This window comes from Gardnerella sp. c17Ua_118 (genome assembly GCF_055804255.1).
The window spans coordinates 107299-128329 of the sequence record NZ_JANUYT010000001.1 but is presented as its reverse complement, the minus strand read 5'-3'; the positions used below and the strand labels follow the sequence as shown (position 1 = coordinate 128329).

Below are 21031 nucleotides of genomic sequence, written 5' to 3'. Positions count from 1 at the left end.
GAACCTTTTGCTCAAAAGAGAAGAAAACAGTCTTACAAAATCTTATGCAGCTACTGCGGTTCTTCTCCATGGATGATGCTTTATAACGATAACAATATCTGTAAGCACAATGCCAGCAACTACACTCACCCACACTAAACTCGGTGTAAGAAGCCAAGCGAGAACACCAAAGATCAGCAGTCGAAGCAATACAACAATAACTAAGAAAGGCCAACTTTTTGTTAGGCATTTCTGTTGATCAGCCTTCAATGCGCCCATCAGAACCATAACCGCAGCAGCCGCGCAAGAAAATAGCATATTGCCAAAGAATATGACGAGTAGCGTGCTCCAGCCAACGATACTACCCAGCATCCACCATTGCAGCATCAGCGCAAGCAAAAATGTTGCAACATCGCATACTGCTTCAATCAGCATATTCGCAACAATTAACGAGGAGAATGTTAGAGACGTACCTCTAGGAGTGCCTGTTTTACCTGCGCTCGCATGCTGTAATGCAATCATGTTTCTCGCCTCGGCGCGCTTTACGCGCTCTTCTTCAAGCATTTGAACGCCAAGCTCAACCGATTTCTTTGAAGCTTCCTGTAATTGCGCATCCGTCATACCTGGCTGCCAAGGCTTTTCGAAAACAAACAGCAACACACTAGTAATCGCTGCGCCAAGAATAATGCTTAGCAATGTGATATCGGAAACAAGCAATAAAGCAATACCAGAAGTCACCAGCAGTCTGAGCACAAAATCGATGATTCCTCTGAGTAAATCGACAGACCCGTCATTCGGTCTACGATGCCTATCCCACTGCAAATACGCTGTGCTTAGTAGCGAAAACACCACAACACTCAACGCGAGTATGACCACAGTTTCCCAACATAGTACGCGGTGGCCTACGAACTGCTGTACAAGCAACGCAATAATAAGAGTGCAAATACCAGCAACAGTTTCTGTAATCACATGACCCCAAAAAGCATGCTTGAAAAGCACTGGCCTTACCTTCGTCTCACTCATCATCTTCTCCTAGAAAAAGCAATTACGGAATATCGTGCTATGATTGCACAGCTTTGATTGCACAAAATGTCTAAAAATTGTCCTAAGCCACGATTAAGTGGTCAGTATAGATAAAATTTAATATTTTTCCTATATATTAATCCAATACCTTCTTGTTGTAACGTTTCCTCTTGATAAGCTATTTTTCACTTTGTCTTCTAAAATTCCACCATTATTTTCTATAACTTTTATCGAGCCAATATTGTCATCATCACACGTAATCAAAACCTTATGCAGATTCAAAGTCTCTTTACAATATGTAAGTGCCATAGAAAGCATTTTTGTTCCATAGCCCTTCATACATTCAGATTGTCTAACTTCGTACCCTATGTGACCACCATAGTTAATTAGAAAAGAATTTAATTCATGCCTAATATTAATTTCACCAATAAATTTTTCATTATCTATCAGCCAAAACGTAGTAGCTTTAACATAATTTGCAGGTAAATTTATACCATGTTCAATATTATAAGAACTCTCTATAATTGTCTCAGGGTGTATAAAACGTCTTTCAGCATTCGGCCTAAAAATTTTATCTTCTTCATTAGCTTCTATATAACCTTGAATATATTTACTATCTGGTCTAATTAATCTCATAAGCTCTCCTTATTTTTAATATGTGATTCTAATAAGAATACAATTCTATTAAAATTAGAATCCATAATAGTCTGTTTAGCTTTAATAGTATTACTATTAAAAAAAAAACCATACATACAAGCTTTTATTAAAGAAAAAATTTAATTTTTTCTTTCAATTAGTGCGAGCTTTTCAAATCCATAAAATTTTTCTTTTCCATAAAGCACAGCTTCTACTAGAAAAGTAATGTATGATATAGCCAAATATACAAACAAAAAGTGGGTGCACTTTTTAACGATAGGAAAAAATATCGCAAAAAGGTTTAAGATTGGCTTAATAGCTTGCTGAACAATCTTACGCAATAATCAACATGCCACTAGTCTTACACCCACTCCCCATACGCGAATTTAATATTTATATAATTAACTAAATCCCATATTTATCAGCTAAAATCCTATATTTGTTAAAGTACCTTTACGTCGTTGAATCGCCACACCAACATTCCATATGATCACACCAACAATTGCCCACAACGCACCAACAATAAGAATCACAAGTAGCGATACACCAACATTTACAGAACCATCAACTATGCTACGCGATACTTGCGTAACATGAGTTACTGGAATCACATATAACACGTATTGCATCATCTTAGGAAATACGCTAATTGGAGCAATCACACCACAAACAATAGGAAGTATTGCACTAAGCGCGTTAGAAATAGTATAAACATCATTCATCATCATGCTTATAGCAGCTATAGCAATACCAAATCCCGTAGAAGCAACAGGAACAATAAGGAACAACAGCATCAACGCACTCATATTAATCACAAAGAAAGCACTCGGGCTTACTACAAGCATTGTTATAAACAAAGTCACAACATCACTCACCAAAGAAATAGTCACGAGCGCAATAATACGACCGAGCCATAATGGTAATGCAACTTTTGCGCTTGTAAGCACGAATGGTGTTGTGCCTTCAAAACGGTCCCATGCTAGTGCTTCTGACACAGTCATACTTGTGGAAATAGAACACGCTCCCATAACAGCAGCAAGAGTTGATGCAATCAAACTATGGTTAAAACCCGCGCTAGTCGCATAACTAGCTGCTCCATTGAATCCTCCGCTTACAGCTCCAGCTAGAAAAACGTATAAGAACGTGGATAAAAGAGGCTCAACAATCATACGGATAACAGCGGTATTCCAACTATTTAAGCTAGGTATACTCTGTATACTCACTCTTGCACCAGTTCGTATACTAGATAAAACGCTTACGTGACCATACTGAGAATATTGACTATATTTATGCAATCTAGCGCACTTACTATTTTGAATAATTTTATTTCGCATTTTATTTCGCATAGTTTTAACCTGATTATTATTTCGTATCATATTATGTTCAAACTCCCATTAAGCGTTGCAAGTCGAATAGCATGACGTAACATAAAACCTGCAATAACAAGCAGAACGCTGGATAATACAACGCATAACACAATCGCTAATACAGTAGTAGTATTAAACGATTGCGCATGAGCCACCCACACTGCAGACGTGAGCGGATGAATAAACGCAATAACGCGAGCTGGCAATGGCATTGATTCTACAGGTATCACTATTCCACAAACCATCCATACAGGAATTAAAATCAAACCTTCATAAACTGTAGCTTTACGGCATAATACAAAAATTCCAGATAATAATGCAGCAGAAGCTACGCAAGCGAGCATAGAAAGTAAGTATCCAACTAACTGCGTGAATGTTATCATAAAGAACCCATGGCAGAAAACAGCAACGGTAATAATCGCAAGCGGCATACCAATACAACCAAGTAAAGCTGCGGATCCTACAATAGGAAGAAACACTGCAGAAGGTGAGATAACACTTAAAGTTAAATATTGCAATGTCCCTAAATAACGCTGGTATCCAATAATTCCAACAGCAGTAGTTGTAGCAGACCATAATCCAGCTATAGAAGAATCAACCCAAATATTATTAAGACAATTAGCACAATTATGAGAAAAACCATAGTAGGCAACAATTTTCATCAACGCAAAACATACTGGAGCAAGTATCGCATTTTGCAAGAAAAACGTTGTTTTCGCTAAGCTTTTAAGCTGAAACCATAAGCCACGAATCACAGAAGCGTATGAATGAGTAGAAGTATTCATATTAAGCCTCCTACTTATTCAATGAAAGTGAAGAAGACGAAGAAGACAGCGTAGCAGCAGAAGAAGTAGAAGAAGTAGAAGTATTTGATGCAGAAAAATTATCATTTTGCACAATAGCAAGATACGTTTCTTCCAAACTTGCAGCGCGATCACCTAAACGCGTAATCCCATCAACAGGAATCTTAATATTTCGTTCTTGAGATAATGTTTTGCTCCACGCGATAGTAATATTTAACACTCCATGCGATTCAAAAACATCACACCACAACACTCCATCAAGTTTTTGCAATTCTTCCTTAACACTAGGAGTTCCACTTGATACTTCACCGTCATACGCGTACATTGTTACATGATCAATATGCTGCAAAGAAGCCAACTGCTGAACACTTCCCTGAGCAATAATATTACCGTGATTTATTACAGCAACAGTATCAGCTAATTTCTCAGCCTCACTCATCTCATGCGTAGTTAACAAAATCGCTATTCCTTGATCTCGTAAAGCATGAATAATTTCACGTACTTTCCTAGCATTTTCAGGATCCAAACCAGTGGTAGGCTCATCTAAAAGCATAAGATCCGTTCTAGCAACCAGCGATCGAGCAATATGCAACCGCTGCCACATTCCCCTTGAAAAAGTTTGAACAGCATCATGGGCTTTATCAAGTAAATCAACTTGCTCAAGAGCATCGTGAATACGCTTTCCTTGCTCCCTATATGGAACAGCAGAAAGATCCGCAAAATAACGAAGATTATCTAATGCACTTAACTTTTGATAAAATCCTCGCTCACCTCCAAGAAGTAACGACACGTGCTTACGTGCTTCTCGAGGATTACTCACAGCATCAATATCGGCAATACGAACACTACCACTATCAGGAGCTAACAATGTACCAACAATTTTTACAGTAGTTGTTTTACCTGCACCATTCGGACCAAGCAAGCAAAATATTTCACCAGAATGAATATCAAAAGATACGTTATGTAAAACTTGGCGAGTTGTCTTCTTACGACCAAATCCACGAGAATAAGATCTTGTTACATTATCAATACGCAATATTAACTGCTTATTATTGTTATCGCGACTATTAGTTGCGTCTTCTATATTATTATTCATTATTATTGCTTCGTTCTTACTTGTTATTAAAGCTTAATTTTTACTGTTATTAAACCTTAATTCTTACTGTTATTGAATAAATTTCAACAATGAAAATCAGTTAGATAAAAAGATAACGCTTGCTTACAAGAACGATAAGAACGCGCAAAAACATGCAAAAAACGTGCAAAAACTAGCGCGCATGTGCAAACATAATGACAAAACATCATGTGCAATGCGTGTTTATACTGCTAAAGAATATATATATCTTAAGCTGTTTTATGTGCTTTTATATGCCTTTCAAACCGTTCTTAAGACTAGCGATCATTTGGGCAGTCATAGCGCAACACCTCATAAACTTAAATGTGCTTTACGTGGAAAATTATACGAGCATTACGTCAAAAACTCAAATATAAGCAATCACAAAACATTTGTTTAACATTTGCAAAATACTACTATTTCTTCTTATAACCTATAGCAACATTACCTGCTTTATTAAGCCCTGGTACTTTAAGAACACAAGAGCTTGACTTACAAGAGCTTGGCTTGTCTTTTAAATCAAATTTTCCAACCAAAAATAAAGCTTTAAGTCCTGGACCAGGTAAATTGAACGATGAGTCAACTAACTTAATACGCTTATCTCCAAGAGTGACTTTAGACAAATCATAGTGAGAATCAAGAATATCTCGTGACACAAAGAGATACAATTCATCCTTATTCATATAGTTTTCTGGTATACGAAACTCTTCTTGAGACACCGCTACTGTTTCCCAATGATACGAAGCAAGCTCCGCCTTCTCATCATCATCAGCACATCCCGCAAGAGAAAAGAGAGAACCTATCAGCAGAAGTACAACAAGACAACTTTGAAAAATGGTTTTACCAAAAATAGTTTTACTTCTCATAACACTACTAGCCTCCTTTTCGTTAACACGACTCTGTATCAAATAATCATAAAACAGATTATTAAGCAAACAAGATCTCCCATTCGCTCTGATTACTATAATAATCTTAATAAATATATTATTTTTTTTTATTAATTTGTCTAGATTATCGACACTAATCTCTTCGTTCACTAGCAAACTATACTTTTCATAAACAGTAAGATTCGCAGAGCCATAAGAACCAACATAATCGTGAGCGTTTAATGCTTCCAACAATATTCCCTCATAAACGAAGCAATCACCTGCAAATCTTCACCCTCATAATATTCAACAAGCAACTTCTTAAACTCAGGAACCTTAGTTTCTGGAATAACCAACAAGCCTTTACCGTGAGAAATCAAACAGTGTAGGGAACTTTTTTACAATTTCTACACCGATTTGTTCCCCAAAACACAAGCAACTAGAGCACACATAGGCTATCTGTCATTTATAAAATAACTCTCAAAATACTTAGGATTTATTTATCCTAAAATATATGCTATAATTCTTCTAAAAATGGAGGTTCTTGATATGAATGTAAATACAGACACACTTGTTTCTATTTCCGAAGCAAATCAAAACTTTTCTAGAGTTGCGCGAGTTGTTGACACATACGGATCAGCTGTTATTTTGAAAAACAATGCTCCTCGCTACGTAATTTTAGAATTCCCAAAAGCCAAAACTGAAAAAGTTACTGTTCCATCAGACGATGAAGTTATGGCTTTATCCAACATGTTCATCAAAAAGAACAAAAAAGTTTATGAGGAACTTGCTAAATGAAGAACTGATTGATATTATTCTCAAAGTCGCAACACTTGGATTAAAAACCACCAAGCCTAATACTCCAACATTCTGAAGCATTTTTTAGAATATGCCAAACTCTATTTCGTGCGATTGGTCAAAGTAACGGACATAAAACACCACAACAGTATTACTTCACTACAGCTTTTCCATTCAAGCAGTGCACAGCATAGTGAGCACATCCATTTGTTTTGCGCCCAAGATCTGCTTTATGCTTATCACAAACTTCAGCCATACCATTCTCACAAACTACTTCAAGACATGCGCCTTTGGTAATTTCTCCTTCTAAAACACTCGTACCATTTAACGTATCCACCATGCAAGAAACAACAACCTTAACATTATGCGCCACAGCAGAACCATTAAGACACTTTAGAAAAACATCATTCACCTGAGCATTCCTTGCTTCCACCCTGCCGTTATGAACTTCTGCATAAATCTTGTCAGCTTTAATATCTGCTACTAATACTTGATTAGACTCAGCTTCAATCTCACAAAAATCAACATTCTCCGGCAACGTAACAATGACCTCAGGACTGCCTTTAGCAAGCCACTTAAGCCAGTAAAAAGCCGACACTTTTTCTGTTTGAACGAGCTTTATACCGTCTTGATTTTCTTCAACACAAAATATATCTTTTTCACAATTAACATAACTAATACTAAAAGAATCAGCCCTTCTGACCGTTAAGCTAACATCTTTCGTTTTTGCTACAAACTTCCTACTATTCGCCACTTGAACAACTCCCTTGTTAAATATCGTGTTATAGACCAAAAATCAAAAGACCCGACTTGATCCGCATTGCTAAGAGGCGCGTCGGGTACTGTTAATTATTGTAATATACCATTGGCGGTGATTGTCAATTTCAATGAAATAATGTTTATGTAACAATCTCTTGCCATAATAGCGGGATTCATTAATATCTTTCATCTGAAATTATATGCTCTATTCCACTATGCTCCGATTTAAGATATTCTTTCATAAATGTCGGGTAAGCCTTGAACTTATCAAGCTCATCTATAGGTAACCAATGCATTGTCTCTTTAGCACCTGACTCTGTAGTGCTTTGGCTCGTAAAATCTCTTTTGCCCATGGACTTCATCAAGTAGTAGAGTGTAAGCTCATGGAAGTCTACTCCTTTTAAGCCAGAGCTGCCGATGAATAAGTGCTCGTGTATGACGGCAAGGTGATCTACTTCGTAATTAAGACCTGTCTCTTCAAATACTTCTCTCTTAACGGCTTCTTCTGATGTCTCGCCCACGTGAACCGCTCCGCCAACTGAGTAGAAATAGTCGTCCTCATCATTTCTTGCAAATAGCACACAACCTTCTTCGACTATGATGGCTGCTGCTCTATATCTAAATGCTTTTTCATCGTTAATAAATCCGCAATTATGTTCCATGGTTTACTCCTTTATTTTTTATCTAATGACTGTGACTTATGGTTCAAATGCAAACAAGTTCCCAATCTGAATTGAAAACCCAAGTGATTGATACATTTGTATATCACATTGTGCACAAGCAACAGTCATTGAACTTATTACACTCGACCCTAGAGCGTTGATATCTTCCCTCATACAGCCAAAGTGGGCTCAAAAACCGCTCCAAGCCAGCCTAAAGCCGCCACACGCTAAACCTTTTAATAATAGCCCTCGCAAACCCCTGCTACACAAGGGCAAAAGCACCCACCTAATCAGCCTCCTGCATCTTATAGTACGATCAAGCGCCGTGAGGGTGGGAAGCACCACTTATTTTCTCGTTTGAGCCTGAACGTAAAAATAGCAGATAAAGGAAAGGAAATGAATTTACACCACTTTTAGGACTTGACCTATGAAATAATTAATCGTTCCATTTTCAATCAATATATAGAGACCGAGTCCAATAAACACGACAGGTACAATTATTTTTTCGTACTTTTCCACAGTCTCTCCGATAGCAGAAATTGAGGCGAGATTTTGAGATAATTTGCATAGAACCAAAATCCCTAAGGCAAATATTACTAAACTTATACCAATCTCAATCAAACTCTTTCCTGTAAAATAAGGGATATAAATTCCTAAATTATCTCCACCCATTGCCACTGTTAAACTTGTAAATGCTAAGATTTTTGATCCATTTCCGGTAATTTTCCCCTCGATATCTTCTTCATCAATATCTTCATCCACAAAAATTGCTCTTATACCAAGACCTAGCGGAATTAGACCAAGGAGTCCGATAATCCAATCTTGTGGAATAAAATTTAAAAAGTAAGCGGCAATAAGACTAGCCAGTACAAGCAGTCCTGTACCTAAATACTGCCCTACATAAATTGATTTCAAACCTTTCTTTCCTTGACTAGCGAATAAAATAGTCAAAACAACTAAGTAGTCAATGGATGTAGAAACAAAAACTAATAAAGCGGATACTATTGTTTCCATTATTTCTCCTTTCAAAATGTTTAATGTTTATAGCCAATCAAAATTGACTGCACACACATTGTGCCTCGGCAGTTGCCAATGGAGACATTTTAAGAAATAACTTCACAATTTTCCCACCTTTCCTTGAAATATTACTTGTGAAATTTACTTAAACTATATGATTTTGTCAAATATGCTGATAGATATCCACGCAAACTGTGAAGATTGAAAATATATAAAATTAGATAGACCAAACATTATTCATCTAAATAAAGCCATTGTTTTCAAAAGTCTTATAGTATATTATTTTATTTTCTTGACAACAAACAAATTGATTCTAAATGGATTAAGAGAACGGGTAGTATAGCTACACTTTTTTGAGTGTCAAGCCACTAATATAATTGTAATCTTGATAATATTATGATACTTTTTTGATAAAAGGAGGTTGATACTATGATTAATATTCGCCCAGTTTCCGATTTAAGAAATAAATTCCCAGAAGTAGAAGAAACAGTTATAAATTCAAATACACCAGTATTCCTTACAAAAAATGGTTATGGGACTATGGTTCTCATGAGCATCAAACAATACTCTGCCCTCACTGACAACATTGAAAGAAAACTCGACGAAGCAGATACTTTTGCCGCAAACACTTCTACGCGTCTTTCTAAAGACGATGTCTTTGATAGCGTAAGGAGTAATTAATCAAAAAACACAAGAACACCTCTACTACAGGATTAGCGTACGCAACTTTTCTGTTTTTTACGTTGTCATCGACGACACTATGGAAGTGCGCAGACTTCTATATTCAAAACGAAATATTGACGCACTACTGGAATAACTATTCTCAATAACTATCATTATTATGCTAACGATTATTGAAAAAGCTATCGTTAAAAGGTTTAAGATTGGCTTAATAGCTTGATTTTAGGCGATACCCATTCTATTAACACCATACCCATGCGATATCAGCTTGTTGGCTGGAAGCCGTGATGTTCTAATAATGGGCGTAAATTTCAAGTTCAACTTCAAAACAAACGCACTTTCTAATAAATCATTTCCTACAATAAACTATAATTTATCTCACTTCTGCGGATTTAGGTATGTAATCGGATTCTGCGCCGACTGATTCAATTTCAATCTGATTATAGATTTCCCTAGATAAAAAGCTTCATTTTCATCAAGTGTAAATCCTTGTTCATATCTATCATCCACAAAAAATAATCTATTCGCCTTTTTTGGCTCAAGAATGATATCCTGCCTTGGAAGTCTGTCCTTTGCCTCTTTGCAAACAAACCACTTTGACGGCTTATATACAGCCACAATCAAAGAATTGTATACACCAAAAACATATTCAACGGTTTTTACTTTTTCTTTTGATACTCTCCAGATACCACGAACAGCATCATACAATACATTCTCATCCATGCATCTCCGATAAAGCCTATTTATTTTTATAACAAGAATTCTGTGCTTTATGTCTTTTTCTTCAAGTTCGACCGCGCCATTTATTCTTTCGTATTCATCAACCGATAATGCCTCTGCAGAATGATGCCCAGCAACAATATTAGTGAGGCCTGTGTCACTGACGTAATTAAATGCATTGATTAAAGACGCCTCTGACGCAAACGCCTCTTCTTCAGTAAGGTTTGAATTAATGATAATCTTTTCAACTTCAAGTCCAGCAGCCTTAATTTCTGATATTGTCTTAAGTTTCAGGTTCTCACTTTCAGAACTACCCAGGATTTTTTTCTCGTGTTCAAATACTCTGTTTCCTGCGCCTTTTCCAATATAGAAGATTCGCTTACTACGTGGATCGATAAGCCCATACACATAATAATCTCCAAGTGAAAGAAGACTTTTTTCTGAAAATCTATCCATCGTTTTCTCCTAATGAGCAGTTTCCCATTATTCGTATACAACTAAAATAAGACTTAACAAAATCCAATACAATAATCTTCATCTGTTGATATAGCATAACTCTACATCCGTTTTTCTCTGAAATATTAAAGTCAATCAGCGTTTTTATCATAAAAATCAACAAATTGCATGATGTACTTCAAATTGTAATTTCCCATTGCAATTTGTTACTCTTTTAACATTAACACTAATCATTGAGTGCAAAATATTACTATTTCTTCTTTATTGCTTGACAACGTATACTGATTGTATCATAATCGTCTTAAAAAGGAGCTAATACTATGGCAACAAGTCCTACTCAAATTCGTATCGATAGTAATGTCAAAACAGAAGCAAATGAACTGTTTAAAGAACTCGGTATCGACATGTCAAGCGCCGTAAACATCTTCTTACGCCAATGCGTTTTGCATGGAGGACTTCCTTTTAAAGTAGAAATCCCAAAGTTCAATACTGAAACACTAGCGGCCATGCAAGAAGCCAAAAGAATTTCCAGAGACCCTAACGTACCATCGTATTCTTCTATGGAAGACCTTAAGAAAGCGCTGTTGCAAGGCTGATGTACAACGTTAAGTTCACGAATGCTGATACTCTCACCCTCACACTTATCGATACTGGTAGCCACGCAGACCTCTTCAACCTGTAATCGTAAAAAATGTACGATTAACAAATATCCACAGCCAGAGCCAAAACAAAGCCAGAACCAAGACTTTTCACCACACTCATCACTTATAAGTGAAATTTAATGGCAAAATCGATAATTTATAATTTATAACTGATAAAATAGCAAATTCATATCTAAAATCTCAAAAAACTCAGTAACAAACTCAAAATCAACAAAATCAAGTCACAAAACTTACACAAAAACACTACTCATCTTGATATTCAAGCAAAGCATCAGTATCAATCGTTTTAATCTCAAACGTTTTTCTTGTTGAAACACAAAAATTATGCTTAATCATAAGATTTGCAAGCTTCACACCATCAACCAAAATAATATGATGATTGTCAGCGTAATCTTTAGCTTTCTGCGAAAACCTAGACGTTGTAACAAAAAGACCATGCCCTTGCTTACCAGCTAGCCGAAAACCACGCTTGATTAACACCATTCTTCTTTTTCAGTGCCTTATAATTCGGCCATATCCAACCCTCACCCCATTGGGATATGTTTTCACGATATGATACTCAATGCCATATTTATCCAGTTCTTTAAGTCCTGTCTGCAAATGACCGCTAGATTTTAATCGGATATGATTATCCCAACTTTCTAAGTAAGATAAATTAACGTAAAATAAGTGAAAAATAGTCTGTCTATGACAGTAGGCATCCACTTGACTATATAAATTTAAGGAGGTTAGTTATGAAGAAATCTGTATATCAAGCTATACGATTATTCCTTTTTTCATTATTACTCCCTCTTTTAGGACTTATTATCAATTCTCTTAAATCACTCGATTGGGAAATTGTTTATGACTCACCCTTTTTACTCATTGTTATAGCTCATGCACTTGGTTTAACAAAAATTCTTCTTTACTCGATTGTTGTCAATCAAAAAACACTCGAAAACTTAGGAGTTTGTAAAACCATCGCTATCGCGCTTATCGCCCCTGCTATTGATTTATTGATATTACAAGAGTCTCCTCGGCAATTGGGTAGTAGCTGGACTTGCACGTACATTACATTTTTTATTACTCTTGAATGTATCCCAACTATAATTCCAATCATTGTTAAAGAGTTTTTACGAAGAAGAAACCAAAAGCACAAAGCCTAAAAATGCACCCACCTAATCCACACGTGACATCAATACGACAGTCTCCACGTGTGTCGGGTTATAACTATGGATTGAATTTGATATGTTGTGTAGGTGGTTTAGATGCCACAAATTACTGATACTATTTTCCTACATTTAAACTCATCATTTACACAACTTAAACATGTTGCTATTTTATTAACGCATTCACATTATTTATAAATTGATTCATGTTTTCCACAGCAATTTTTATTAATTCAGTTCTTTTATAATAACAATCTTCAAATACATAATATACTTTATTATCAATAACTTCTAATTTTATTCTACCATGTGCTATTGCATTTCTTATCTTATGTAGAATATATATAGTGTTTCCAAACTTTTCATCCCTACTTCTAATCGTACCATCTGATATTTTCTTTTTAACAAACAATGCCATTTGTGAACTATCATATTCAAAGTCATCTACGTTTAAAACAGAATATTTTATCGATTCTAGGTCAGTATCTTCCAACCTCAATGAAAAATTAATAATATATATAATTTTAAAGAACCATCGGAATTCTATCCATGAATCACTGTCTTCTTTTAATTCATCAATACTTTTCAATATTCGATCGATCATCTTAGCTTTTTTTGAATCTATAGCAATTTTATAATCTATGATTCTATCATTCAACTGAATTAGGTGAGTTAAAAAATTTGAAAATTCGGTTTCTATATCATAGATGCTTTTGACAAAATATCCTAGCTCATTCTTTGTAATATCTTTACCTAGATATTTATGTAACATTTCACAATACTTCGTTAATTCTTTTTCTGTAATTTCCGTTTTAGTAATTTCAAAGCAATCCTCATTATTAACTAAAAATTCTTTTAAAGCTTGAAATTCTCCACTCGAAAAGACCTTATTATTCATAGGATGTAGCTGATTATCAAGAGTATATTTTCGCTTTCCTTTATATTTAACTTCCATAAAATATGGAATTTCTTCACTTAATTTAATATAGGTATGTTTGTAGGCAATAGATTTTGTCATTTGATTTAAGTATAGTTTTCCTATTAATTCATGACAAAGTGGTTCTATAACCAATCCCTTGCTTTTTAAAATCCCCTTATCTTTATTGAATGCAAAATAATATGGAATTGGGCCGTTCTCTCCATAACTCATAAAACATCCGTACTGCATATGTGCAAATGAATTTCTTAAAATTTTTCTACTATCCCATAATGACTTAGGTTTATATTTTAATTCTGATTCATTAAATTCATAATAAAACGTGTCATCAACAGTTATTTTAAATCTGTCTTCAATTTCTTTAATCGTTTCTCCATATTTATTCTTAATACTAGCAATATAATTTTTAGAATCAAAAGTATCTTTTAAATAATCTTTTTCTAATTTTTCTTTGTTAAACAACATCACACAAGAATCTAAAAAAATTCGAAATCTGAATAAATCTACTAAATTCATATCTATTTTGTTTGTGCAAATATCCTGCTTAATTTTATCGATATCAAAATTATATTTATAATAATCCTCATATTTTTTTATTTGTATCACATTATTCAAAAGATAATTAGTCAAAATTTGTACCCCCCTCCGACCAACTTTTAATTTGTTATATATTATACATGCTCATCACTTATACTATACAAAAAAGAGAGACACAGAACTATGTAAAGAAGGCAATCCTACATAGGTCTATGACTCTCTTACTTTTTAATATTGATAACTTGCCCTGTTTTCAGCTTTAACTCTAAACTAGCATCTTTCGCTCGTACTTCATCAACTAGCATCCATCGTATGGATGTTTTCCTTTTCAAAGTAAATAGCAACTTGTTTAGCCTTTAGCTCACGAGCGTATTGTAAGCAATCTAAAGTATTTCTGGCAAAGCGTGAAATAGATTTAGCAATCACTAGATCTATATACCTTGCTTTACACTCTTCAATCATTCGATTAAACTCTCACCGATTCTTCATGTTAGTCCCAGAAATACCTTCATCTGCATAAATATCTACTAAGTATATAGAATTAATTAGTAACATCCATATGCTGTCCCTTTCACGGGAATTCTGCAGCAAAAACTAGGACTTTTTTGGACTTCTATTGTAATTACTTTTATAGTTACTTTTGAATAAACCACCCCGGGTGCAAGTGGGTGCACCTTTTAACGTTAACATCCTGTGCACTCGACCCTACACCATTGACATGTTCCCTCATACAGCAAAATCACGCTCAAAAACCGCGAGAACCCAGCTTAAAGCTGCTTCGCATTAAACCTTTTAACGATAGCCCTCGCAAACCCCTGCTACACAAGGGCAAAATTGCACCCACCTATTAAGCCCTAGACATCAATACGACAGTCTCGACGTGGATTGAGAGAACTCCTAGTATAGCTACACTTTTTTGAGTGCACACTATGGATATTGGGTGCACTTTTTAACGATAGAAAAAGCTATCGTTAAAAGGTTTAAGATTGGCTTAATAGCTTGATTTCTGAGCATAAAGTCAGCCTAGAGAGGATTCCCCCTAGGATGACTTTTGTAACATTTCAAACGCTCACAGTCTTTTGGCTTTTACGATGCCCTTTCAATATTCACACTAATCTCTGATTTAAAAGTTATACTGAACCTATCCTCGTAAACTTTTATTTTCTTGATGTACTTTCTTACCAGCTTCTCGTCATATTCACTAATATCGTGACGCTCACTTTTCAGAAAATCTTCCATTTCTCTGATTCGTCTTTTAGCATCTTCTTGACCTGCTTTTTCTATAAGAAGCTGCTGTTTCTTACCTTTAAGCTCATCAATCTCATCAGCAGTTTTCGTGTAGTCTTTTTTAGCTTTAAGCAAGGTTAATAGTATCGCTTGTTTATCTGCAATTCTTTTATCAACCGTTTCAATCTCGTTTAAGTTATTGCCCGCGATAATTTCTCTAATATTATTCTTCAACGTATCCAACACTTCATCCGATATACTAAACACCTTGTTTATGGCTTTCACTATGGCAGACTGCAGTTCGTTCTCTTGTACTGTCAGAGCGTCACAAGCACTAGGACCATTTTCCACTCTGGTGCAACAACGCCAGACAACAGAATGCACTCCTCGATTGTTCCAAGCAATTCTTCTGTAAACATCCCCGCATTTAGCACAAACACATAGGCTGGATAAAGCGTACTTGCTGGAATAAACTCTTCTTTTTTTATTCTCCTCACCACTAAACATGTTGGCTCGTCTTACCATTTCTTCTTGAACTTTAAAGAAAATATCTCTTGGAATAATAGGCGTGTGGCTATCTTTTACATAATACTGTGGTTCTGTTCCATCATTTTTTATACGAACATGGTTAATAAAATCTGTCGTGATGGTTTTTTGTAAAAGAGCATCACCAATATATTTTTCGTTTTGCAAGATGCCTTTAATATTAGATAAATTCCATTTTAAATGCCCGGCACCGTTTTTAATGCCGTCTTTTTCAAGGCCCTCCGCTATGTCTCTAAGGCTTGCTCCTTCTAAATATTCTCTATAGATTCTTCTTACGACTTTTGCTTCCTGTTCAAGAATTACAAGATTCCCTTCATCGTCTTTTGTGTATCCTAAAAACCAGTTATGGTTGATTTGCACTTTGCCTTCCTGGTAGCGAAACTTAAGTCCAAGCTTCACATTCTGAGAAAGCGACGCTGATTCTTGTTGAGCTAAAGAAGCCATGATAGTAAGCAATAGTTCTCCGCTTGCTTCCATGGTGTTGATGTTTTCTTTTTCAAAAATGATCGGAATGTTTTTGTCTTTCAACTGTCTAACAAACTTTAAACAGTCTATAGTGTTTCTCGCAAAACGGCTAATCGACTTAGTGATAACCATGTCTACTTTGCCACTCATGCAATCGTGGATCATGTCGTTGAAACCGACACGTTTTTTCGTGCTGGTTCCTGAAATACCGTCATCAGCGTAAATGCCTGCAAACTCCCAGAGAGGATTTCTTGAAATATAATCCGTATAATGCTGAACTTGCGTGTCATAACTTGTTGCCTGTTCTTCACTGTCAGTACTGACACGACAATACGCTACTACTCTTAACTTCGGCTTATCTTTATGCTTATCTACCGTATTCCCCGCTATTTTTCTTGGTGGAATAATTGTAACGTTGGCATTCATTTTACACCTCCCTTGATTTGACTGTACGCGTATGCTGCTTGCCGATAAGGATCATCGTATTTCTTTTCTACCTTTTCTAACTGGTAGCTTGTAATAAGCCGAATTTCCTTTATTGGCTTAGGCTCTTTATAACGATGATTCCTGATAGCATTCTCATGCCTTATTTGTTGCACTTGTCTAAACATATCCTCATCGATAATCTGAGGATAAAACTCTGTTCCTAAATACAATTTCTTGCTAAGAATTTTGCCCGTGACTGGCCAATCCCTTTTTATACCTGATTTTTTAGCAGCTTGAGAAATATTTTTAAATTCAAGATAGAAACGAAAAAACTCTCTTACTTCTTGAGCTTTTACTTCATCTATAACCGCTTTACCGTCTACTATTCTGTAACCATATGGGATGTGTGCCATGTTTCTTTCACCTCTTCTTCTAATTCCAATCCGCATTTCAAAATAAAAAGAAATCTTGTTCTGCTTTTTACCACTATGCCGTCTACAAAATCCAGAAAATCCTTGTCCTTAAACTCGCTAAATACTTCTGTGACGCTTACGAACCGTTGAAGTTTTTGCGCCTCGTTTAAGTGCGTTAAGTTACCGTTTAAACTGTTGGAAAGCTGAAGTTTTTCCTTAAGACAAGTATCCATTTCCGTTTTAAGCTGATTGCTTTCTAGATAGTAGGAATCCATCTCAATGTAGCCACCGGCTAAAAGCTTACTGAGTACTTGCTCCTGTTCTTGCAACTTAGCTATTTTTTCTTCGAGTTCAATAACCTTGTTCAAACCGTCTTTATTATTCACACCTCTCAAACTTTCTACGAGAGGAGTCAACATTTGAACGTATCCTGCTTTTAACTTGTTTAACATTTGCAGGAAAGAAATTTTAAGATAACTTTCCATAACAGACTTTTGTGAACAAGCATGAATATCTTCAAGATGCGTTATACAAACCCATATGCCATACGCCTTATTATGTTGATAAATTATTCGTCTTTTACACTTGCTTCCACACTCACCACAACGAATTTTACCTGAAAACGCATAAAGCTTATTGTACTTACCACTACCACATACTATGTTATTTTCACTTCTTCTCCACGCGATAATCTCTTTTACAAGATTAAAAGTTTCATGACTGATGATAGCCTCATGATGGTTTTCAATAACATACTGTTGTTTCTCGCCACAGTTTTTATGACGGTTAAAACTATCATCCGTGTATGTTTTCTGAAAAATCACATCACCTGTGTATGTTTTATTAGTCAAAACAGCGTTCACGGTACTTGAAGTCCAACTTCCGCCCTTTTTAGTTGGAATCTTTTTATCGGTCAATACTCGTGCTATTGCTTCTCCACCCATGCCGGAAAGAGCCATGTTGAAAATTTCTTTTACTACCCTGGCTTGCTCTGGAACTATAATCATTTTCTTATTCTCGTTTTTATACCCATACGCAGGGCAGGGAATGACGAAGCTTCCGTTTTCGAACCTTTTTTGAATTGACCACGTGTTGTTTTCCGAGATGGATCTTGATTCGCTTTGTGCAATAGAACTCAGGATAGAAAGCATAAGCTCCGAACTCATATGCTCGGTATCAATGTTTTCTTTCTCAAAATACAAATAAATACCGAGACCGGTAAGTTTTCTAACTATTTCAAGACAGTCAACCGTGTTTCTTGCAAGCCTACTAATAGACTTTGTAATAATCCTGTCTATCTGACCGCTCTGACAGTCTTTAAGCAGTTGTTTAAGACTTTCACGCTTATCGATTTTCGTGCCGCTAATACCCTCGTCAAAGTAAAGTCCCGCATACTCCCAGCAGGGATTAGACTTAATATAGTTTTCGTAATGCTCCTTCTGCACTTCTAAGCTGAGAAGCTGCTCATCACTATCACTAGAAACTCTCGCATACGCTGCAACCCGCGTCTTTTTCTCAAAACCAGTTTTTCGCATTGTAGAGTCTATTTTTATTATTTCTTTCACTATTTCCCTCACTTTCAGCTAATACTATTCATCACTCTAAAAGCAGTGTTTATCAAGCTTTTAACCCAATAATTCCTTGTAAAACGGGTGAAATTTTTCCCTGTTAAGACGGCTTATTTTTTCTTTTTCTTGCTCGCTGATAAGCCCTTTTTTAAAGAGTGAAGCGGTAAGTTTTTCGGCTATTTCAAAACGAAAATCCGCCTGCATACTCTCTTTTGTCCAAGCTCTCGCTTTAACATCCTTTAGCCCGTGAGCATCATTACTTATTTGCATGATGCTCACCTCCAAAACGATGTTCTATATAGCAGGCGTGGCAGCAGTATTTTCTGGTTTTATTACCGTAAGAGATAAAAGAATTTTTGCAGTTAAGACAAGCACACTCATAGTTTGCCTGTCTTTTTACCAACTGTGTATGCTTACTCCACCATGCGTTTCTACACGCGTCAGAGCAGAAACGTTTAACTTTACGACCAGCATTCTGTTTAACAGGCTTAGCGCATAAATCACATAATTGAACGCTATTGCCAACATTTACGCCGCCAAGATTGTTGCGCTTACAGTAGCTTTTAACCGTATCAACTGAAAGATTTAACTGTTTAGCTATTTTCGTATAACCCAAGCCTTCACTACGAAGTTGTATGACTTGCTGTTTTTCTTCCATATTCATTTGCCTGTGCCTCCTTACATCACAGGCAAAGAAAAAACAGTGTTTTTTAACCTCTTGACTTGATAATTTAACCTTAAAAAATAAAAAAAAGCCCGAGGATTGCTCCAATGTAGGAACAAGCCTCGGGCTTTACATGTTTCAAACTGTTTTACAAGAGTTCGTTTACTCGTTTTTGTACCGTATCATAATCGTATCCGGCTTGAGTTAGACGCTGTTTACGAGTGCTGCCGTTACCCCACGTGCCTCGGATTACTTCACGTGCAAGCTCATCAACTGACTTTCTATAAGCTTTAACACCAAGAAGCTCATTAACTTTATTTTGCACGCTCGCATAATCGTATCCGGCTGAAGTTAAACGCTGTTTACGCTCATTTCCGTTACCCCAAGAGCCGTTAATAACTTCTCGCGCCACCTCATCAATACTTGTGGTGCGCGCAGCTTGATTGGAGCCGCCGTTTTTACACCCGTTTAGGCCAGCGTTTTTAATAATGCTTGGATAATCCTTGTAAGCATAGTCCATGTCAACTCTGCCGGCTACTCCAGGAACGCTGCCGTTTGACGAGTATTGCCAAAGACCATACGAGCCTTGATAATTGCAGTTCGTGTTCCACTGTGCGATCCAGAGAGCGTAACGGTTTCTAACATGAGATGACACAAGATTATTAGCAGCTGAAAGCGAAGTGTAAAAACCTGCATAATACCCGCAAGCTTCCAGCTTATTGCAAAAACTTGTAATCAGCGAATCGCAGAAAGCTCGCCCACGGTTAAGCTGGCTTTTTTCTTCCAAATCAAAGTAAACTGGGTACTCAAAACTTTTACCTGAAAGCATGTTCATTAAGCTTTGAGCTTCTTCAGCTGCCTCAGAACTGGAGTTTGCGTACGAATACCAGTAGGCTCCCACGTCAAGACCGGCTGTTTTTGCTTTACGATAGTTCTGTTCAAACCACTTGTCTTTGCATCCGATACCGTATCCTGCTCGAATGATCACAAACTCAACGCCGGATACTTTCACCGCGTTGAAATCAATGTCACCCTGCCATTCTGATACGTCTATTCCTTTTTTACTCATGAGTATTGTCCTTTCTGTTCTTGTCGTGTAATTGTTCTAAAACGTTTTTTAATTTCTCAGGCACGGGAAGCCCCAGGTGAGCCGCGTTTTCGGTTAAAGATAATCCTTCGTTAGATAGGTAGAAGAAAATTACTGCGGTTCTAATCACGCTTCCTTGTTTCAAAACATGAAAATCTATAATGTTTGCTATGCCAACAAGCATAAAAATGAGCACCTTTCTAAAAATGCCCTTAAAACCAATGCTGCTAGACAGTTTCTTATCCGTGACCGCACACATCACGCCTGTAATATAATCCGTTACCACAAATAAAACGAGTGCGAGGATAAGCCCGTCGCACCCGCCTAAAAAGTATCCCAGCCAGCCGCCTACTAGTGTGAAAGCCAGTTGAGCAATATTCCAAAATCCTCTCATAATTCTCCTTACAAGTTTTCCTAACATTTGCCAGTACTCTTATAAAAACAAAAAACAAAAAGTAGAAAGTAATAAA

The 21031-nt window shown here is 36.3% G+C and carries 25 protein-coding genes; 4 read left to right on the top strand and 21 right to left on the bottom strand.

Annotated features, from left to right (window positions below; translation table 11 throughout):
- Positions 1–42: 42 nt before the first annotated feature.
- The 7 genes from NYP69_RS00610 to NYP69_RS00580 form a co-directional block, all read right to left on the bottom strand.
- Positions 43–1002 carry a hypothetical protein gene (locus tag NYP69_RS00610; protein ID WP_172535031.1) on the bottom strand — a complete coding sequence of 320 codons (960 nt, stop codon included), beginning with the start codon at positions 1000–1002 and terminating at the stop codon, positions 43–45.
- Positions 1003–1131: 129 nt separating this feature from the next.
- Positions 1132–1638: a GNAT family N-acetyltransferase gene (locus tag NYP69_RS00605; RefSeq protein ID WP_473412836.1), complete on the bottom strand. Its 507-nt coding sequence runs from the start codon at positions 1636–1638 to the stop codon at positions 1132–1134.
- Between the two features lie 425 nt (positions 1639–2063).
- Positions 2064–3014: an ABC transporter permease gene (locus tag NYP69_RS00600; RefSeq protein WP_473410444.1), complete on the bottom strand. Its 951-nt coding sequence runs from the start codon at positions 3012–3014 to the stop codon at positions 2064–2066.
- Positions 3011–3790, bottom strand: a complete 780-nt coding sequence (locus NYP69_RS00595; RefSeq protein WP_473410443.1) for an ABC transporter — start codon at positions 3788–3790, stop codon at positions 3011–3013. Before NYP69_RS00595 ends, NYP69_RS00600 begins: the two co-directional genes overlap by 4 nt.
- Before the next feature lie 10 nt (positions 3791–3800).
- The gene (locus tag NYP69_RS00590; RefSeq protein ID WP_473410442.1) at positions 3801–4904 is read right to left on the bottom strand and encodes an ABC transporter ATP-binding protein; all 1104 of its coding nucleotides are present in this window, start codon (positions 4902–4904) and stop codon (positions 3801–3803) included.
- Between the two features lie 434 nt (positions 4905–5338).
- Complete coding sequence (locus NYP69_RS00585) at positions 5339–5788, bottom strand: hypothetical protein (protein WP_473410769.1); 450 nt, start codon at positions 5786–5788, stop codon at positions 5339–5341.
- A 239-nt stretch (positions 5789–6027) separates the two neighbouring features.
- A complete protein-coding gene (locus NYP69_RS00580; RefSeq protein ID WP_473410441.1) occupies positions 6028–6168 on the bottom strand; it encodes a hypothetical protein in 141 nt (46 codons plus the stop codon).
- 169 nt (positions 6169–6337) lie between these two features.
- Here NYP69_RS00580 and NYP69_RS00575 point away from each other — a divergent pair, with 169 nt between their 5' ends.
- On the top strand, positions 6338–6586 hold the full coding sequence (locus NYP69_RS00575) for a type II toxin-antitoxin system Phd/YefM family antitoxin (protein ID WP_422111692.1): 249 nt from the start codon (positions 6338–6340) through the stop codon (positions 6584–6586).
- Between the two features lie 151 nt (positions 6587–6737).
- Here the strand turns inward: NYP69_RS00575 and NYP69_RS00570 are convergent, their stop codons facing one another.
- The 3 genes from NYP69_RS00570 to NYP69_RS00560 form a co-directional block, all read right to left on the bottom strand.
- On the bottom strand, positions 6738–7340 hold the full coding sequence (locus NYP69_RS00570) for a hypothetical protein (protein ID WP_410294045.1): 603 nt from the start codon (positions 7338–7340) through the stop codon (positions 6738–6740).
- A 181-nt stretch (positions 7341–7521) separates the two neighbouring features.
- Positions 7522–8007, bottom strand: a complete 486-nt coding sequence (locus NYP69_RS00565) for an NUDIX hydrolase (protein ID WP_016635903.1) — start codon at positions 8005–8007, stop codon at positions 7522–7524.
- A gap of 402 nt (positions 8008–8409) precedes the next feature.
- Positions 8410–9021: a CadD family cadmium resistance transporter gene (locus tag NYP69_RS00560; RefSeq protein WP_004123508.1), complete on the bottom strand. Its 612-nt coding sequence runs from the start codon at positions 9019–9021 to the stop codon at positions 8410–8412.
- 432 nt (positions 9022–9453) lie between these two features.
- Here NYP69_RS00560 and NYP69_RS00555 point away from each other — a divergent pair, with 432 nt between their 5' ends.
- Complete coding sequence (locus tag NYP69_RS00555) at positions 9454–9705, top strand: type II toxin-antitoxin system Phd/YefM family antitoxin (protein ID WP_473410440.1); 252 nt, start codon at positions 9454–9456, stop codon at positions 9703–9705.
- Positions 9706–10083: 378 nt separating this feature from the next.
- Here NYP69_RS00555 and NYP69_RS00550 read toward each other — a convergent pair whose 3' ends face one another.
- Positions 10084–10881, bottom strand: a complete 798-nt coding sequence (locus NYP69_RS00550; RefSeq protein ID WP_004110959.1) for an LEM-3-like GIY-YIG domain-containing protein — start codon at positions 10879–10881, stop codon at positions 10084–10086.
- Positions 10882–11201: 320 nt separating this feature from the next.
- Between NYP69_RS00550 and NYP69_RS00545 the strand changes: the two genes are divergently transcribed.
- The gene (locus tag NYP69_RS00545; RefSeq protein WP_473410439.1) at positions 11202–11477 is read left to right on the top strand and encodes a type II toxin-antitoxin system RelB/DinJ family antitoxin; all 276 of its coding nucleotides are present in this window, start codon (positions 11202–11204) and stop codon (positions 11475–11477) included.
- Between the two features lie 309 nt (positions 11478–11786).
- On the opposite strand, the gene NYP69_RS00540 is transcribed toward NYP69_RS00545, so the two are convergent.
- A complete protein-coding gene (locus tag NYP69_RS00540) occupies positions 11787–12026 on the bottom strand; it encodes a restriction endonuclease (protein ID WP_004132045.1) in 240 nt (79 codons plus the stop codon).
- A 251-nt stretch (positions 12027–12277) separates the two neighbouring features.
- On the opposite strand from NYP69_RS00540, the gene NYP69_RS00535 reads away from it, so the two are divergent.
- The gene (locus NYP69_RS00535) at positions 12278–12688 is read left to right on the top strand and encodes a hypothetical protein (protein ID WP_004128465.1); all 411 of its coding nucleotides are present in this window, start codon (positions 12278–12280) and stop codon (positions 12686–12688) included.
- A gap of 169 nt (positions 12689–12857) precedes the next feature.
- On the opposite strand, the gene NYP69_RS00530 is transcribed toward NYP69_RS00535, so the two are convergent.
- The 9 genes from NYP69_RS00530 to NYP69_RS00490 form a co-directional block, all read right to left on the bottom strand.
- Positions 12858–14258, bottom strand: coding sequence for a hypothetical protein (locus NYP69_RS00530; protein ID WP_004574619.1), 1401 nt, complete (start codon positions 14256–14258; stop codon positions 12858–12860).
- A 201-nt stretch (positions 14259–14459) separates the two neighbouring features.
- Positions 14460–14627: a recombinase family protein gene (locus tag NYP69_RS00525; protein ID WP_004574620.1), complete on the bottom strand. Its 168-nt coding sequence runs from the start codon at positions 14625–14627 to the stop codon at positions 14460–14462.
- Between the two features lie 624 nt (positions 14628–15251).
- Positions 15252–16829 (bottom strand): recombinase family protein, encoded by a 1578-nt coding sequence (locus tag NYP69_RS00520; protein WP_473412835.1) that lies wholly within the window; start codon positions 16827–16829, stop codon positions 15252–15254.
- Entirely contained in the window at positions 16826–17242 is a 417-nt protein-coding gene (locus NYP69_RS00515) for a DNA recombinase (RefSeq protein ID WP_473412834.1), read from the bottom strand. Before NYP69_RS00515 ends, NYP69_RS00520 begins: the two co-directional genes overlap by 4 nt.
- Complete coding sequence (locus NYP69_RS00510) at positions 17212–18807, bottom strand: recombinase family protein (RefSeq protein ID WP_473412833.1); 1596 nt, start codon at positions 18805–18807, stop codon at positions 17212–17214. Before NYP69_RS00510 ends, NYP69_RS00515 begins: the two co-directional genes overlap by 31 nt.
- 60 nt (positions 18808–18867) lie before the next feature.
- Entirely contained in the window at positions 18868–19080 is a 213-nt protein-coding gene (locus NYP69_RS00505; protein ID WP_004104948.1) for an SHOCT domain-containing protein, read from the bottom strand.
- A complete protein-coding gene (locus NYP69_RS00500; RefSeq protein WP_473412832.1) occupies positions 19067–19474 on the bottom strand; it encodes a helix-turn-helix domain-containing protein in 408 nt (135 codons plus the stop codon). The genes NYP69_RS00505 and NYP69_RS00500 overlap by 14 nt, the downstream gene beginning before the upstream one ends.
- Before the next feature lie 148 nt (positions 19475–19622).
- On the bottom strand, positions 19623–20543 hold the full coding sequence (locus NYP69_RS00495; protein WP_473412831.1) for a GH25 family lysozyme: 921 nt from the start codon (positions 20541–20543) through the stop codon (positions 19623–19625).
- Positions 20536–20955 (bottom strand): phage holin family protein, encoded by a 420-nt coding sequence (locus NYP69_RS00490; protein WP_421787420.1) that lies wholly within the window; start codon positions 20953–20955, stop codon positions 20536–20538. Before NYP69_RS00490 ends, NYP69_RS00495 begins: the two co-directional genes overlap by 8 nt.
- Between the last annotated feature and the right edge of the window lie 76 nt (positions 20956–21031).

Coding starts and splice junctions, on each gene's coding strand:
- NYP69_RS00585 (WP_473410769.1), bottom strand. CDS start 5,788: ATGAGAAGTAAAACTATTTTTGGTAAAACCATTTTTCAAAGTTGTCTT.
- NYP69_RS00555 (WP_473410440.1), top strand. CDS start 9,454: ATGATTAATATTCGCCCAGTTTCCGATTTAAGAAATAAATTCCCAGAA.
- NYP69_RS00595 (WP_473410443.1), bottom strand. CDS start 3,790: ATGAATACTTCTACTCATTCATACGCTTCTGTGATTCGTGGCTTATGG.
- NYP69_RS00600 (WP_473410444.1), bottom strand. CDS start 3,014: ATGATACGAAATAATAATCAGGTTAAAACTATGCGAAATAAAATGCGA.
- NYP69_RS00525 (WP_004574620.1), bottom strand. CDS start 14,627: ATGATTGAAGAGTGTAAAGCAAGGTATATAGATCTAGTGATTGCTAAA.
- NYP69_RS00565 (WP_016635903.1), bottom strand. CDS start 8,007: ATGGAACATAATTGCGGATTTATTAACGATGAAAAAGCATTTAGATAT.
- NYP69_RS00560 (WP_004123508.1), bottom strand. CDS start 9,021: ATGGAAACAATAGTATCCGCTTTATTAGTTTTTGTTTCTACATCCATT.
- NYP69_RS00500 (WP_473412832.1), bottom strand. CDS start 19,474: ATGAATATGGAAGAAAAACAGCAAGTCATACAACTTCGTAGTGAAGGC.
- NYP69_RS00505 (WP_004104948.1), bottom strand. CDS start 19,080: ATGCAAATAAGTAATGATGCTCACGGGCTAAAGGATGTTAAAGCGAGA.
- NYP69_RS00520 (WP_473412835.1), bottom strand. CDS start 16,829: ATGAATGCCAACGTTACAATTATTCCACCAAGAAAAATAGCGGGGAAT.
- NYP69_RS00590 (WP_473410442.1), bottom strand. CDS start 4,904: ATGAATAATAATATAGAAGACGCAACTAATAGTCGCGATAACAATAAT.
- NYP69_RS00540 (WP_004132045.1), bottom strand. CDS start 12,026: ATGGTGTTAATCAAGCGTGGTTTTCGGCTAGCTGGTAAGCAAGGGCAT.
- NYP69_RS00550 (WP_004110959.1), bottom strand. CDS start 10,881: ATGGATAGATTTTCAGAAAAAAGTCTTCTTTCACTTGGAGATTATTAT.
- NYP69_RS00610 (WP_172535031.1), bottom strand. CDS start 1,002: ATGAGTGAGACGAAGGTAAGGCCAGTGCTTTTCAAGCATGCTTTTTGG.
- NYP69_RS00495 (WP_473412831.1), bottom strand. CDS start 20,543: ATGAGTAAAAAAGGAATAGACGTATCAGAATGGCAGGGTGACATTGAT.
- NYP69_RS00545 (WP_473410439.1), top strand. CDS start 11,202: ATGGCAACAAGTCCTACTCAAATTCGTATCGATAGTAATGTCAAAACA.
- NYP69_RS00605 (WP_473412836.1), bottom strand. CDS start 1,638: ATGAGATTAATTAGACCAGATAGTAAATATATTCAAGGTTATATAGAA.
- NYP69_RS00575 (WP_422111692.1), top strand. CDS start 6,338: ATGAATGTAAATACAGACACACTTGTTTCTATTTCCGAAGCAAATCAA.
- NYP69_RS00490 (WP_421787420.1), bottom strand. CDS start 20,955: ATGAGAGGATTTTGGAATATTGCTCAACTGGCTTTCACACTAGTAGGC.
- NYP69_RS00535 (WP_004128465.1), top strand. CDS start 12,278: ATGAAGAAATCTGTATATCAAGCTATACGATTATTCCTTTTTTCATTA.
- NYP69_RS00515 (WP_473412834.1), bottom strand. CDS start 17,242: ATGGCACACATCCCATATGGTTACAGAATAGTAGACGGTAAAGCGGTT.